Annotated in this window: 14 protein-coding genes and 1 tRNA gene; 5 read left to right on the forward strand and 10 right to left on the reverse strand. The window is 52.3% G+C overall.

The window, feature by feature from the left end; all coding sequences use genetic code 11:
• From HOJ95_17565 to HOJ95_17575, 3 genes are all read right to left on the reverse strand, one after another.
• On the reverse strand, positions 1-418 hold a 418-nt coding region (locus HOJ95_17565; GenBank protein MBT6396503.1), incomplete at its 3' end, for a hypothetical protein.
• Positions 418-1,170, reverse strand: a complete 753-nt coding sequence (gene surE, locus HOJ95_17570) for a 5'/3'-nucleotidase SurE (protein ID MBT6396504.1) — start codon at positions 1,168-1,170, stop codon at positions 418-420. The genes surE and HOJ95_17565, both read right to left, overlap by 1 nt.
• Before the next feature lie 215 nt (positions 1,171-1,385).
• Positions 1,386-1,580, reverse strand: a complete 195-nt coding sequence (locus HOJ95_17575) for a hypothetical protein (GenBank protein ID MBT6396505.1) — start codon at positions 1,578-1,580, stop codon at positions 1,386-1,388.
• Positions 1,581-1,967: 387 nt separating this feature from the next.
• On the opposite strand from HOJ95_17575, the gene HOJ95_17580 reads away from it, so the two are divergent.
• The 4 genes from HOJ95_17580 to HOJ95_17595 all read left to right on the forward strand — a co-directional run bounded on the left by HOJ95_17580 (position 1,968) and on the right by HOJ95_17595 (position 4,751).
• Entirely contained in the window at positions 1,968-3,287 is a 1,320-nt protein-coding gene (locus HOJ95_17580) for an O-acetylhomoserine aminocarboxypropyltransferase/cysteine synthase (protein ID MBT6396506.1), read from the forward strand.
• Positions 3,288-3,331: 44 nt separating this feature from the next.
• The gene (locus HOJ95_17585; GenBank protein MBT6396507.1) at positions 3,332-3,811 is read left to right on the forward strand and encodes a CoA-binding protein; all 480 of its coding nucleotides are present in this window, start codon (positions 3,332-3,334) and stop codon (positions 3,809-3,811) included.
• 121 nt (positions 3,812-3,932) lie between these two features.
• Positions 3,933-4,622, forward strand: coding sequence for a hypothetical protein (locus HOJ95_17590; GenBank protein MBT6396508.1), 690 nt, complete (start codon positions 3,933-3,935; stop codon positions 4,620-4,622).
• Between the two features lie 52 nt (positions 4,623-4,674).
• Positions 4,675-4,751 (forward strand) — tRNA-Pro (locus HOJ95_17595).
• Between the two features lie 226 nt (positions 4,752-4,977).
• Here HOJ95_17595 and HOJ95_17600 read toward each other — a convergent pair.
• From HOJ95_17600 to HOJ95_17610, 3 genes are all read right to left on the reverse strand, one after another.
• Complete coding sequence (locus tag HOJ95_17600; GenBank protein ID MBT6396509.1) at positions 4,978-5,904, reverse strand: class I SAM-dependent methyltransferase; 927 nt, start codon at positions 5,902-5,904, stop codon at positions 4,978-4,980.
• Between the two features lie 308 nt (positions 5,905-6,212).
• A complete protein-coding gene (locus tag HOJ95_17605; protein ID MBT6396510.1) occupies positions 6,213-7,718 on the reverse strand; it encodes a DHA2 family efflux MFS transporter permease subunit in 1,506 nt (501 codons plus the stop codon).
• An 86-nt stretch (positions 7,719-7,804) separates the two neighbouring features.
• Positions 7,805-9,121, reverse strand: a complete 1,317-nt coding sequence (locus tag HOJ95_17610) for an HlyD family secretion protein (protein ID MBT6396511.1) — start codon at positions 9,119-9,121, stop codon at positions 7,805-7,807.
• A gap of 251 nt (positions 9,122-9,372) precedes the next feature.
• Here HOJ95_17610 and HOJ95_17615 point away from each other — a divergent pair, with 251 nt between their 5' ends.
• The gene (locus HOJ95_17615; protein MBT6396512.1) at positions 9,373-9,927 is read left to right on the forward strand and encodes a DinB family protein; all 555 of its coding nucleotides are present in this window, start codon (positions 9,373-9,375) and stop codon (positions 9,925-9,927) included.
• A gap of 70 nt (positions 9,928-9,997) precedes the next feature.
• Here the strand turns inward: HOJ95_17615 and HOJ95_17620 are convergent, their stop codons facing one another.
• From HOJ95_17620 to HOJ95_17635, 4 genes are read right to left on the reverse strand one after another with little or no spacing between them, the layout of a single operon-like run.
• Positions 9,998-11,875, reverse strand: coding sequence for a DUF4340 domain-containing protein (locus HOJ95_17620; protein MBT6396513.1), 1,878 nt, complete (start codon positions 11,873-11,875; stop codon positions 9,998-10,000).
• Positions 11,872-13,548 carry a hypothetical protein gene (locus HOJ95_17625; GenBank protein ID MBT6396514.1) on the reverse strand — a complete coding sequence of 559 codons (1,677 nt, stop codon included), beginning with the start codon at positions 13,546-13,548 and terminating at the stop codon, positions 11,872-11,874. Before HOJ95_17625 ends, HOJ95_17620 begins: the two co-directional genes overlap by 4 nt.
• A gap of 5 nt (positions 13,549-13,553) precedes the next feature.
• On the reverse strand, positions 13,554-14,330 hold the full coding sequence (locus HOJ95_17630) for an ABC transporter permease subunit (GenBank protein ID MBT6396515.1): 777 nt from the start codon (positions 14,328-14,330) through the stop codon (positions 13,554-13,556).
• Complete coding sequence (locus tag HOJ95_17635; protein ID MBT6396516.1) at positions 14,323-15,288, reverse strand: ATP-binding cassette domain-containing protein; 966 nt, start codon at positions 15,286-15,288, stop codon at positions 14,323-14,325. The genes HOJ95_17630 and HOJ95_17635 overlap by 8 nt, the downstream gene beginning before the upstream one ends.

Raw genomic sequence — 15,288 nt, forward strand, 5'->3', positions numbered from 1 at the left:
AATTCGTGTAGCCCAGCTTCTCCAGGCGAACTCGGGCAGATTCGGCCAGGGACGGTATTCTCTCGATAGCCCGTATCTGGCCAGCCATCTCCGCCAAGAGGGCCGTAACGTATCCTGTTCCCGCGCCGATCTCAAGCACTTTCTCCCCTCCCGTCAAGGCAAGGGTCTCAAGGCTTATGGCCACCATATAGGGCTGCGAGATCGTCTGGGCATTTCCGATGGGAAGGGCGCGATCCGAATAGGCTTTATCGTGGAACACCTCGGGTGCAAACAAATGGCGCGGAACGCGTCGCATCGCGGCAATCACACTTTTATCCTTGATGCCCCGGTCAAGGAGTTGCGTCTGGATCATCTCCTCACACATCCGTGCCCAGCGGCTATCCGTTTTTGGGCCACTCCCGAAAAATGATGGGTTCATCAAAAGTTCCATTTTTCTATGCTTTTGATGGCATCGAAATCCGTGAGGTCTAAACGAATGGGCGTTACCGAAATGAAATTGTTCACTATGGCATCGAAATCCGTGTCAGGCTCGCGAACCCAATTCAAGCCGCTTCCCCCTATCCAGAAATATTCCCTGCCACGCGGATCGATTTTCTCGACAATGGCGTCACCATAAATTCGCTTTCCCTGGCGAGTGACGCGGACACCCCGGCATTTATCGAGTGGGATATTGGGCACATTAACGTTTAAAAGCACTCCCTCACCCAAGCCGTTTTGAAGAACCTGTTTAGTGATCTTCTGAGCAAAATCCTGGGCCAACTCGAAATTCAACACCTCGCCGTTTTCATGAGAGAGCGACATCGCTACGGCGGGGATACCGAGAAGGGTCGCCTCCATCGCGGCGGCCACTGTTCCCGAATAGGTGATGTCGTCGCCCAGATTACCCCCCTTGTTGATGCCCGAGAGGACAATATCGGGTGGTGCATCCTTGAACAGACCATTAAGTGCCAGGTTGATACAATCAGTGGGCGTGCCGTCAACGGCGCACCAACCCTCCTTGAACACGTCTATTCTCAGGGGCCGATGAAGGCTCAGAGAGTGACCTGCCGCGCTTTGCTCTCGGTCAGGCGCCACGACAGAAACCTGCCCGAGCGCACTCACCGACTGGTGAAGCGCAAGCAGGCCCTCGGAGGTGACACCGTCATCGTTGGAGAGGAGTATTCGAGCCATCGGCTGTAGTCTACAAACTATATAGGGGCGAAAAAGATGGAAAAGTATAAGAGCATGGAGAGGATAGCGTCAATGCGATGAGAGAACACTTAAAAGGCCGCGAAGGATTGTATTTCTTGCTACAGATAGGTTCGCAGGAAAAAGGAAAATCCAGGCGATACTACCGAGACTTAGAGTTCTCGATGAAACGAGGAACTCTAATCTCAGAATTAGCCTTACGCCAGGACATCTATCCCGATAGGGCTCTGTAGTGAGTTCGCAGCAACGAGAGCAATCATCGTCCTACGATCAGCTAACTGTTTGCTCGCTACAAGCTGGTTCACTTCCGAGCGTGCATTAGCAACTGCTCCGGTAATGAGCGCTGGGCGCAATCCCCTTGCAACAGCAAGTATCAAATTGGCATCGGCCATGGTAACCCCTCCTCCTTGAGGAGAAAACCAATCTTGGTTGTTTTGGGCGGCAACCCACATCCTTGTGAGCTTTCTAGCCCTTATCTTTACTACTTAACGGGGCATACCCAAGAAGCATTAGCCCTTTAATATAAAAAATTACAATACCCTAACAAAACGAATTCACTTAAAATATCAATCGTTAATCGAGACATCCCAAAAAAAACTTTAATTTCACTAAAACAAATCAAGATACTTGGTTCCCTCCCACAACCTCCAGCTCTCTGATTCACACACCCGTTGAGCCCTTAAAAACTCTCTCTGTCTTGCGATGATTCTTAAAGGGGTAGAAAATAACTTGTCTCAAAAAAAATGTTTTGACTTGAAATATTCTTTTTAGGAGCCGCTATGGCCGAGGATGAGCGTTTTACGACCAGCGACGGTGTTCCCCATAACTTCCACTTCGACACGCTCGCACTGCACGCAGGCCAGCGCCCCGACCCTCTTACGGGCTCCCGTGCGGTACCCATCCACCAGACCTCCTCGTTCGTTTTTGAAGACACGGCCCATGCAGCTGGTCTTTTCGCTCTCCAGGACTACGGCTATATCTACTCACGGATAGGCAATCCCACCGTGGCCGTTTTCGAGGAGCGAATGGCCACCCTTGAGAACGGCATCGGCGCCCTCGCCACCAGCTCGGGGCAAGCGGCTCAATTCCTCGCCTTTTTCACATTACTTGAGGCCGGAGATGAGATCGTTTCGGCGGCCACCCTCTACGGAGGCACTTACACCCAATTCGACGTTAGTTTTCGAAAATTCGGCTGGAATGTGACATTTGTTGACCCCGACAGACCCGAGGCCTTCCGCGAGGCCGTCACCGACAAAACCCGCGCCCTCTACTGCGAGACCATCGGCAATCCCCTTTCGAACGTAGCCGACCTTGAGGCCATCGCCAAAATTGCACACGAGTGCGATGTCCCTCTTATTGTGGACAACACATTTGCCTCGCCCTATCTGTGCCGCCCCCTGGACTGGGGCGCCGATATCGTCGTCCACTCCTCGACAAAATTCATCGGTGGCCACGGAACAAGCATCGGCGGCGTCATCGTCGATTCTGGGAGATTTAACTGGGCAAACGGAAAATTCCCTTCCATGGTCAGCCCATCGAAGGGATATCACGGACTGAATTTCCACGAGACCTTTGGTGAGCTTGGCTATATCACCAAGGCCCGAACCGAGGGAATGCGCGACATGGGCCCCTGCCCGAGCCCCTTCAACGCTTTTTTATTTCTCCAGGGTCTCGAAACACTCCATCTTCGCATGGAGCGCCACTCGGAGAATGCCCAGAGGGTGGCCGAATTTCTCGCCGCCGATGAGCGCGTATCCTTCGTCAACTATCCCGGCCTCGCTACAAGCCCTTATTACGATTTGGGCCAGAAATACCTTTCCCAAGGGCAAAGCTCTGTTTTCTCTTTCGGGGTCAAGGGCGGATATGAGGCGGCCGTCAAATTTATTGAGGGGCTGGAAATCCATAGCCACCTGGCAAACGTGGGCGATGCGAAAAGCCTGATTATCCATCCGGCGTCTACCACCCATGCTCAATTAACCCAAGAGGATATGAAAGCCGGAAAAATAACACCCGAGCTTTTACGGATTTCGGTCGGAATCGAACACATAGACGATATATTATGGGATCTCGATTGCGGCCTCACCACCGCCACGAAATAGAGCCTCATCGCGACAGCGGGCGCAGACGGGAGTAGTGCCACACAATGACAAATCCTTCGCTCCAGGACACGAGTACTATTCAACAGATACTTAAGAAAATGCACCGGGTAGCCCTTGTAGGCGTATCTGCCAACGAGGTTCGACCAAGTTTCTTCGTTGCCTATTATCTTCAGCGAATGGGCTTCGATATTATACCGGTGAACCCTCGCTACGAGGAGGTGCTCGGCGAGCCATGCTACCCCTCGCTGGCCGATATTCCAGAGCCGCCCGAGGTGGTGGATGTATTCCGGCGCCCTGAGGATGTTGGAGAAATTGTTGACCAAGCGATAGCTATTGGTGTCAAGGCATTATGGCTTCAATTTGGGGTTATCAACGAGCAACAAGCCCTTCGGGCGCAAAACGCAGGCTTGGCCGTCATCATGGACCGTTGTATGAAAATCGAGCATGGACGCTACAAGGGCAGCCTGCAGTGGGCTGGCATGAGGACGGGCGTCATTACTGCCCGAAGGTTAGTATGGCAATAATTCAATGAATTATATGCGGCGGCACTTGCAGTTAAGGCCAAAAATTTTTATAAGTAATCATGTAAACAGGCTGTTCGGTTCTGTGGCCTTTTCTTTATCCTGGCCGCCAACCAGGTGGAATATGAAAACAGCGTTTTTGAAAATTCGCCCGTTGCTGTGTCTATCAATTTTCGCCACCCTTTTCATCACTATTGCTACCTCTAGCTTTTCTCTCTACGCCGATGAAACGCCATCGCTCATAGCCCTTCCCTTGGAGGGAGCGCCCGTTTTGATGTCGTCGAACCGAGAACCATTCAAGTTGATTCGCGAGGTCTCGCTTCATCCGAACGATTACATACAAACCGGGCCAGGAGGGCGCGCGCTCATCAAATTTGCGGGAGATAAAGTTTGCAAGTTCATTCTCGAGCCCAACAGCGTATTTAAGCTTGGCGGCCAAACGGCCCGCGGCATCTACCGGGTCTATCTACTGGATGGCGCGATGTTAGGAGAAAACACCTCCTGCCAAGTCATGATGGATATCAGGACAAACGAAGGACGCCTACTAGGCAAAAACGCCTCCTATCGCTTACAGGCGTTAAGCGAAAAAACGAGGATTCAACTCGTATCCGGCAACATGCAATTTCATATCCAAGGCCAGGCAGTACCCCTACGGGCCAAAACCTTGACCACAATTTCCAGGTCGGGCAACCATCGAATCTCGTCAATGGCTCGCCTCAGGGGCCGAGGCACAGCGCGGCGAACAACCAATCTCTCTGGCACCAATCTAAAGAGCGGCATCGTCCCCATCGCTGCCACCGCCGGGCAGCCTTGACGAAATCGCTTTCCTCGCATACATATCATTAGCTTTCGAAATCAGAAAAGGCCGGGGCGTGGCGCAGTCTGGTAGCGCACTTGACTGGGGGTCAAGGGGTCGGAGGTTCAAATCCTCTCGCCCCGACCATTAATTGAAGTAGATTCAATGCTTTACCGGGGTGTTCCTAATTTGGGGCACCCCATTTTTATTGGCTACTGCCTGATTTACTGCCTGATTTCTCCCAAAAGAAAAGCCGCTAGGAATTTCGATAACTTCCGTTACGAGGCGCACGTAGTGGTCCTGGGTGGTTTTCTTGGATAAATGAGAACAATTGGCAGGTCAGAGCGGAGGTGGGCGTCACTGCCGCCACTATTTAACCGCGATAGCGCCAGAACGGGGGCACGTGGTTTCCACCATATTGAATTCGGCGGTGAACGGATTTAGCCACTGCTGTGAGCATCCCCGTCAACGATGACGCCCCTCTGATTCGATCATCGGGATGGGTGTAGGACTCAAACCCCGCGCCTTTCATTAAATCGGTGAGCGAATCTTTCGTGAAATAATTAAGATGCTCCCAAGGATTAACGTTTTTCGTGATCGGCTTCCCATCGGCTAAGTTGCGCCGCAGTCCCTCCCAGCCAGCAGCGGAGGCCACCTCGTCGATCACGCAGACGATAAAGGCGAATCCACCCGGCTTCATCACCTTGCCCATCGCCCCGATTACTTCCCTGGGCTCTGATACATGCTCAAGAACCGATGTTGAGATACATAAATCGAACGGCTGATGATTTTCGAGTTCCGCCTCAGATCCGCACATGATGACACCATGTTTTTCGGCCCATTCGGACTTATAGCCCGTCGCATCAAGTCCCACAGTCGTCACCCCAGGGCCGCTTGCAGCCTGCAGAATACTTCCCCAGCCACAACCGAAATCCAGCACTTTAAGGTTGACTGGCTCTTTTTCACGGCCTGCGAGAAGGCGAAGAATACTCTGCCAAATGGCGACGTCCTGGAGCCTTCGAGAAATACGCATCGTTTTTTCCAGGCTTATTTGCGGATCAATAATCCGGTTGTAAACAATCGAGAGCCTCTCATCGTCAAGCCGATAGAGGGAATAGACCATGCGGCAGGCACGGCAAGCGACAATCGGGTATTGCTGGTCGGATTCGAGAGCAAGTAAAGGCACTATTTCTTTATTATATGTATCGTTAGTCTCGACGAAGTCTTTTTGCTCAAGCGCCACAATAACGTCGTGTTCGCTGTCCCTACATAGCGGGCATTTTCTCTGAATCAAAGACACGCCAACTCTCCTCATCAACGCGATAAAATTCTGCGTGTGGCAATGGATAAACCCCTGCAAGCATTACACATCCAGAGAATTTTAGACACGATGGGTAGAATTAAGTATCAAGGCTATGTCCGAATGGGCAGTTAGCGCCTCGCCATGTAAAACTTTATTAGCACTGAAAATTTGGCCACAAAGAGGGGTGACTAGATTCAATCTCGGCTTATCGCCTGTTAAATGAAATCTATCTCATTTTTTGTAATTTATTTACTTAGAAGCTCATTGGCAAGACATGGGGGGACGCAAAAAGAGTTTTCTCTGGTTTATTTTACACTGTCGGACCGGGCCTTAAGGAGCAGGACCAGCGGAACGATGGCCACAAAAAGCCAGCCAAGGAATATATAGAGATCATTATAGGCGAGCATGGTGGCCTGGCGATCAATCATGCGCTCGATCATGGCGTAGGATTTTTCGTCGATCATGTGAAGCGGCACCTGCTTTTGGATGAGGGTCTGCCCAAGGCCGCTCTTAAAACGGACAAACGCCTCGTTCAGATTATTGATGTTCGAGAGCAGATTAATCCGGTGATAGGCGATCCGCCGCTCAAGAATGGTGGTGAGCAGCGCAAATCCGATGTTCCCACCCATCCGCCGAGCCAGGTTAAAGATTCCCGATGCCGCCGTCGCCTGCTCGGGCGGAACGCTGCCCAGCGCTACGGTCGACATGGTGATAAATATACAGGGCGCGCCCATGCCGAGGAGAATCAAACCCGGCAACATGGTCCAGAAATCAGCCTCAAGCGAGAGCCGTGAGAACACCACCATCCCGGCGATGATCAGCCCAACGCCCACGGGGATGAATATTCGCCGATCTACATATTGGAAAAGCCGCCCCACAACCGCCAGCGTTATAAACAACATGATGCCCCGAGGGGCCATGATTAAACCTGTATAGGAGGGCGAGTATGCGAGAAGATCCAAAAGAAATTGGGGCAAGATGAATGTTGTCCCGAACTGGGCAATACCGAATATAAGCATCATGCTGGAGCCCACGCTCAGCTGAACATTTTTAAGTACCCGGAAATCGACTATGGGCTCCTCTTCACGAAGCTCCCACCAAATCATCACCGCCAGAGAAGTCACTGTGATGACGGCCACCCACGTAATCCAGGTCGAATCGAACCAGTTCTCCTCCTGGCCCCTTTCAAGAAACAGCTGCACCCCTGTCAGCCCGACGATCAAAAAGACAATGCCGCCCCAATCAATTTTCCGAATTCCGCGTTTTAAATAAGGCGGATCTTTCACATAAATACTCACCATGATGAAACCAAAGATGGCAAATGGCACACTGATATAGAAAATCCAAGGCCAGCCGAATTCCTCGGTGAGGTACCCGCCCACCATGGGCCCGATGGCCGGGGCCATCACCACACCCATTCCAAAGCGAGCCATCGCCGCCCCCTGGAGCTTGGGCGGATACGATTCCCTCAAAATGGCTTGGGAGAGCGGAACAAGGCTTCCCCCACCAATCCCCTGAATGACTCGGTAAATCATCATTTCGTTGAAGGTGGTCGCCGTGCCCGACATCATCGAGCCAACAGTGAACACGGCAATGGAGATGAGGAGAAAACGCTTTCTACCTAGAAGGGTGCTCCACCAAGCGGACATCACGATCATGATGACCTGGGCAATGCTATAGCTGCTTGCCACCCAAGTAATCGTCGATAGATCGACCCCGAACGCCCCCCGCATATGCTTCATCGCAACATTAACGATGGTCGAGTCCAGGACCGCAATAAACGTGCAGAACATAACGGAGAACGTCACCATTCCCCGGCTCGCGCTCTGAAATTCCTGACCGCTAGAGGCCGCCGTTTCACCACCGCTTGAGGGGGCGGCGCTTTCTGGCTCCCTAGTCAACGAACAAGGGTCTGGCTTTTTTGGGAACGAGGGGGATAGGCGAGCATTCGCGAGCCGCTACGGTCGCGAATATCCACCTTCACATGGGCCGACATGCCAACAAGGAGGGAAACATTGGGGGGAGGCGCTTGTTCAAGCAGGATCTTCACGGGAACCCGGCGTGTGATTTTTACCCAGTTGCCAGTGGCGTTCTCGGGAGGGAGCAAGGAGAAAGCGTCGCCCGTGCCCGAGTAGACGCTATGGATGCGTCCTCGGAAGGGGTGATTCGGATAGGCGTCTATCTTGACGATAACGGACTGGCCCACCTGAATATTTTCTAGTTGGACTTCTTTGAAATTCGCACGAATATAGGCCTTGTGAAGCTGGACAATGGAGAGAAGCGGACGACCTTTATCAACATAAGTGCCGGGGTCCAGCGTCCTTGAGATATAGCCTGAAACAGGTGCCCTGATTTCAGCGTACGAGAGGAGCAAACGCGCATCCTTAAGGTCGGCCGCAGCCTCGTCGAGCTCGGCCTTGAGGGAATCCGAAGTCAACTCCTCCATCCTCTCCGAGCGCCCCTCGTTTACGGCGAGGCCAACCGAGGCTTGATGTTGCTTTATCTGCTGTCCAAGCGCCGCAACCTTCTCCACCTCGACGTCCAGGGCCGCTTTGGCGGCTCCGTGGTTGGCTACAGCAACCTTGAAGTAGGCTTCAACCTGGGTCAGATCCTCGTCCGATATGACGCGCTGGCGGTGGAGGCTTTTCTTTCGCTTAAGTTCATCTCGTGTGCGGGATTGAGTGGCGGCGAAGGCTTGCGTTTCTTTTCCCTTTTGAAGCAACAGGGCGCGGGCCGAGAGCAGGGTTTTTCTGAGGGTGGCCAGACGGGCTCGCGCCTCGTCAAGCAAACCGCTTACCCGCCCCTGTGAGTGCACGACAGAAACCTTACTCGACTCAAAGCGGGCTCGCGCCACGCCGACGGCGGCCCGAGCCTTTTCTACGGCAACCTCAAAACGCCTCCCGTCGAGGCGCACAAGCAAATCGCCGGCATGAACAGCCTGATTATCAGAGACAAGCATTTCACTAATTACGGCGGCAACCTGGGGGCTGACCGGAACGACGGTCGCCTTCACATAGGCATTGTCTGTCGACTCGAAACTCCAGTAATTCTTGCTCCAGATGGAGGCGCCTTTAACAGCACCTATCCCAAGCGCAATAAGTAGCATCAAAACAAATATTCTTTGGCCTCGGGAACGAGCACCCGTTTTTTTAAGCTGGGCACTCTCCTCTGGCGATAGCTCAGGCCCCTTGGGCAGATCATTGTTATCAGCCATCCAGAGAGACCTCAAATAGAACGAATCAGATTTACCGCCGCGAGAACTTCAGTATCGAAAAAAACCTTTTAATAAAAAAATTATCACTAATTAATAATACACCCGAACCCACCCCGAGTCACTTACCAGAGGTTCCCATGGATTTTTTTTAGTCCGCACAAGGCACAATGGCCACGCATTCGAATTGCCACTGTAAACCATGCTACTTTAAACCCATTCCTTGAATGCTTTAATTATTTCGGAGGGGAGCCATGACACCGGAAGAGAAATTCGACGCAGCAATCAAATCAGCGGTTAACGACAGGGAAGCCCTCATTAAATTTATGGGGAACTACACTGACGCCCAGGCAAGCTGGGAGCCAGGAGCCGGAGAGTGGTCGATTGCCCAAGGCGCAGAGCATATACTTTTAACAGACACCTTCGCGAGACAAGGGCTGCTAAAGACGCTGAGCGATGCGAAAGAAAATAAAGTTTGGGACAACGCGCCAGATAACCCCGAAAAATTTACGATAGATCAGCTCAGGCGGCGCGAGCAGGGTGCTGTCCCCTCGCCCGATCATCTTCTACCGAAAGAGGGCCGCCTCCTCTCGGCGATGATTCCCCTTCTCTTGCCCTCGCGCGAGGAAACGGGAGCGGCGCTGGCTCCCTATCGAGGCCATGAGCTCGAACGACTTATTCCCCCTTCCACCCGATACGGGGAATTGAACGTCTACGATCGAATGCACTACATGGGGATACACGATGCGCTTCACATGGAGCAGATGGAGCGGGTGACTAAAGCAAAAGGCTTTCCGAGCAGGGAATGAGAATTGTGCGAGGCGATTTTTTGGGGATTGAGGTGGTTGACCGAATCAACCTGCGGATAAGAGCAGGCGGTTAGGATTTTTCTTTTTTTTGTTTTTCGATAATCACATCAGAGGGCATCTCAGGTAAATTTGGCCCTATCTGGGATTTTTTCACGCGAAGGGTTTTGCCACCGGAGGCTGAGCCCGCCTCCCCTTGCCTGACGAACCACTCTTTAGCGGAACCGCCTCCGGCAAATGTCACGGTCCCCAATTTCTTCCCCCGCTTGCCTTCTAAAGAAACGCGGGCGCGGAATTTACCAAAATCATAACCGCCCTCATCTTTTGCCTCGCCCTCATGCTCAAGCTCCTTGAGCATGGCAACCAAGCTATTCAACTTGCTGCCATTCGCCTTTTTCCCGGCGGGCTTTTCAGTATCCCACTCCGCGCCGTTTCGGCGGAACACCATTTCCTTGCCAGTGGAAAAATTCAAGGTGATTTTAGAGATATCCTCGTCTTCATCGAATTTCGTCAGGCGCCGATCACTGAGATAAAACCCACCTCTCAGGATGTTGTAAAAATTCTTTTTCGAGAAAGCAAAAAGCCTTTTTTGCTCATCCATGCGGCCGAAAGTTTTTTTATCATCCACCAAGGGGCCGAGCGTGAAGCTTCGCTTCACCTCAGGGCCGTCCTCTTTTTTCTTTATCCATACGCTCACCCGATTGTCCGCCTTCGGGGCAAGACCATACTTCGCCATATCCGCCTTCTTGGGCGCGTCTACAAACTCAACGGCATTGGCCCATTTGATGTCCCAAAGAACGTCGTCAACATGTTTATGTCGCGCTGGCATGCTGACAGACTCGCCATTTGGCCTGGATATTTTCATATCCCATTTCTTCTTCGCCAGGCGCTTGATGTCGAGAGTCACAATGGGATTTTCAATTTTCAGACGCGTGATGTGGTCAACGTCATAATCGATGACATTTTTCTTGCGAAGATTGAACGGCGCCTTGGGTAAATTTTTAAGGACATCATCCGCAACTAGCATCACCGGGCCGCCCGACACTCTGCGGACGTAATGAAGCACCGCCTTTTTCTTTCTACCCCGCGCGTCCTTGACCGTGCCCTCGGTCGTCATGCCCATATGGAGGCCGTCCGTCTTCTTCCCCTCCTTGTCCATGAAAAGGCGCACCGTATAAACCGGCTTATCGAGGCCGTAGGCAACCAGATCCTCGGCCTTTGGGTCCTCTTTCACGAATCGAGAGGCTTTTTGCCACCGAAGCGTCGTGAGGATGGAATCAGACTCTGAGTTGTCGGCGGCATCCTTGATGGGTACGAGCATTTCCCAATTTTCTTTGTCCTTGCGCGCCACGGAAAAAGACACCTGCTCCCGGGGCTCGACGACAATACGTTGCACATTGTCCGTGTTGACGGCAACGATAGAGCGGTCTCGCAATTCAAAAACCGATTTGTTTATTTTAGCGATATCCGAGATTTTGATTGTAAAGATGTGGGATTTATTGCTTTTCAGCGATGCGTAGCGAAACTCACGGGTGGGCGTTATATCGCCGATTTGCAGGGAAACATCGCTCTCGCCTTTGACGCCCAAGATGAGGGTTATCTCCGGGGTGTCGAGGCCAAATTCCGAAATGTCGGCCACCTTGCCAAGCTTGCGACCGGGCTTGAGGCCTGCGGCGGCCTTGAGAACGATCTCTTGTTGGTCCTCATCCATCTGCGCATCAACCGGCTTAACGAAACGCCATACTTTCTCGGCCCGAATAACCTGGAAGGGCTCTTTTTTTCTCTGGAGGGAGACACGCATCAAGAGCTCTGGCTTCACGCCCTTTAGAAACTTGGCTTTTCGCTCCTCTTCGGCCTTTTTCTCGCCGGCCCACTTCACGTCGTAGAGATAGTAGGCGCCTGCGGCAACCAGAAAAGCCGCCAATAGGATGAGATTTTTCTTGAAATTCACCGTAGTTGTCTTCTTCGCACGTAGACGGCGGCGCCCAGCAGAATCATAAACAGAGGCATCAGCCAAACAGTGAACAGTTGAACGAAACGCCCCTGCCCGCCGGAGAGAAGAAGCGGCTCGCCGGTGCGCCGTTTTGCTCGAATAGAGACGAGCGCTTTCTCACCGCTTAGCCAGTTGACCGAATTGAGCACCAAGTTCCCGTTGCCCTGGGCCCCGATGTAGGCATCGCTCGCAAAATCAACATCGCCAAACACAACGAGCCGAGCCTCTTTCTTACTTTCTTTTTTACCTGCAGATGGTGGTGCGCTTTTCCCATTCTTAGCGCCAAGTTTCGCCAGATCCACCGTCACGGCCACCCCAAGTGATACCGGTCCGTCTTTTTTCGTGGCCGGATCATAGGCAACCTGGTTCTTCTTCACCTCGATACGACTGACGGTGAAGCTGCCGGGCCCAGTTTTGGCGAGCGTTTCTACAGATATTCCCTTGCCCGGCTTCGTCTTCTCCGAAATTCTTCGGGCCGTGGGAAACATCGTCGCCAGCCCCTTCATCTGCTTGGTGATGTCGTGAATGCCATACTGCGAGACAAAGGGCGTCAATTCATTTCCGCCCACCAAGGCGAACTGAACAGCCCGGGGGTCAATGGCGAAAGACTCCGGCGTATCAACACCATAGCGTCCCAACAAGTCCGTAAGACGCCCACGAGGCGAATCGGGCTCAAGAAAAACAAGTAGCCTCCCGCCTTTTTTCAAGTAGGCGTCAATAAATCCAGCCTCGGCCTCTTCTATGTCTTTTTTTGGCGCCGCTACAACGAGAAGATTCGTATCCTCGGGAACACCCTTCTTGCGGAGAAGAAAAAGCTCCTCCACTTTATAGTTATCATCACGCATATTCGTCGCAAGCGACGCCATAAGCTCCCGGCCACGACCAACAAACTGACGCTCCCCGTGGCCCGTCAAGAAATAGATCCGCTTCTGGCTCGTTTGAACCGTCTTGAGGATAGCGTTGGCAATGGAATTCTCGGAAAGATCATAAAATTTCTCCGAGCGAAAATCCTTCTTTTTCTTGTCCCCGGCCTTGCCTGCACCACTGGCCACCTTTTTTTCACCACCGGGCAACTTATGAACAACGACAATCGTGCCATAGGCATCCACGCCATATTTCTTTGCGCTCCTTGGCGAAGTATCCAAATCAACGAAACGAAACTTCACCATTTTCGAGCGGCGCGTGTATTGCTCAAGTATTTTCTTAACACCCTCGTTCTGCACTTTCGCCGTGAACGAGAGTATTTCAATCTGTTTTTTCTCCTGATCAAGCTTTGCGAGGATTTGAAGTGTCTTCGGAGATAGCGAGAAGAATTTGCCCGGCGTCACGTCCCACTGAACGTTGTGCTTGATTGAAACAAGCTCAACCACGATCAGGATACCCAGAACGATGATAACCATCGCACCCACCTGGATCCCCGTCCGCGTAGACTTTCTTCGGACGCCACCCACCAGTCCGTGCCGCGACTCCCAGATACCAAAGGCAAGGGAGATGACACCAATCCCGAGGGCGATATAACCCCAGAGGGATACCCCGCTAATGGGGTCTTGAAGCGCCCAAGCCAATAAGCTGACTAAAATCAGCGCCACGCCAGCAATGAGAATGTAAAGATTCGAGCTTTTATTATCCACGGCGCCTATCCCCTCCACTTATAGTATTCAAGGGAACGCATCGCCAGGAAAAGACATAAAACATTGACGTTCACCAGAAAGACAATATCCCGCGTGTCGATTACACCCTGAATGAAAGAGCGTAGATGAAGACCGAGTGACAAATGGCGCAACAGTCCACTGATAAACGGTCCCGACGACACCGAAAGAAAATCAAGCACGAAACTCGCAAGTAAGACCATGAAAGCGATCATGGCGGCCACAATTTGGTTCGACGTAAGAGAGCTGGCAAAAACCCCCACCGCCATAAAGGCGCTACCCATCAAAAACAAACCGAGATAGCTGGCCCCTACAACGCTCCAATCAACAGCGACGAAAGCAGCCAAGATTGCAGGGTATATGAACGTCAGTGCCAGCATGATGACGTACAAGAGGATTGCCGAAAGATACTTGCCCAACAACACCTCGATGTCGCGCAGCGGATAAGTCAGGATAAGCTCCATCGTCCCCTGTTTCTTCTCCTCGCTGAAAAGACGCATCGTCAACAATGGAATAACAAACAGGAGAATGACGGTGGTGCTAGAGAACACCGGTCCAAGAATCGCCGAAGTCGGCGTCAGGTTAAGACGCGCGGCGGCCTGGGGGTTCCGCATGATCTGCAAAGAAATAACCGCATAGTTGAGAAACGAGCCGGAATAAAAAACACCCAAAAGAAGCGTCCATGCAGCGAGAATCACATAGGCAATGGGCGAGAAGAAAAACGATGACAGCTCGCGTCGGCAAATCAGCCAGATGTTATACATGGGCAGCCTCCTCGCCGCTTCGTTGCTCGCCACCGATTATTTTGACGAAAGTATCCTCAAGAGTGATTCTCTCTTGATAGAGTTCAGTGAGGCGCCCGCCAGCGGCGGAAACGGCTCCTGCCAGTTCCGCGCGAATGTCTTCGTCTTTATCCGCCTGGACTTCGAGATGAACCTCACTGCCCGAGTCGGTATCTTTTATATTCACGGCCTTGACCCCGCCGACGGCGGAAAGCCCACTCTTTAAGGCATCCGCGTCACCAAGCGCCGAAACCCGTATAACCTTGAACTCCTGGGCATCCATCGCCAGGGCATCAAGCGAGCCTTCGGCTGCCACCCTTCCCTGATGGATAACCACAACGCGATCGCAAATCACGTTGACCTCAGGAAGAATGTGGGTGCTCAAGATAATCGTGTGATTTCCCTTTAGCTCCCGGATCAGATCTCGAATCTCAATTATCTGAGCCGGGTCTAGGCCCGATGTCGGCTCATCCATGATGAGAACGGGCGGATCGTTGACCAAAGCCTGTGCAAGCCCCACGCGCTGACGATATCCCTTCGAGAGGTGACCAATGATTCGAGATGCGACGTTTGTCAGTCCACATCCAGCAACCACGCGCTCTATGGCCGCGGATTTATCGCCCCCGCGCATCTTCTTCACCGAGGCGACAAAATCAAGATAGGCCAAGACCGTCATTTCCAAATAAAGCGGATTGTTTTCGGGGAGATAACCAAGTCGTTTTTGAACTTCCAGGGGATTTTCGGTGACATCGAAGCCATCGACCCTGACCGTTCCCGAGGTGGGGGGCAAGAAGCCGGTCAAGATCCGCATGGTCGTGGATTTTCCGGCGCCATTGGGCCCTAGAAATCCCAGGATTTCCCCTTCCTTAACCTTGAAGCTGATATCCTGGATTCCGGGTAAATTTCCATAAAACTTTGTCAGACCTTCGACTTCAATCAA

This window comes from Nitrospinaceae bacterium (assembly GCA_018669005.1).
Classification (GTDB): domain Bacteria; phylum UBA8248; class UBA8248; order UBA8248; family UBA8248; genus UBA8248.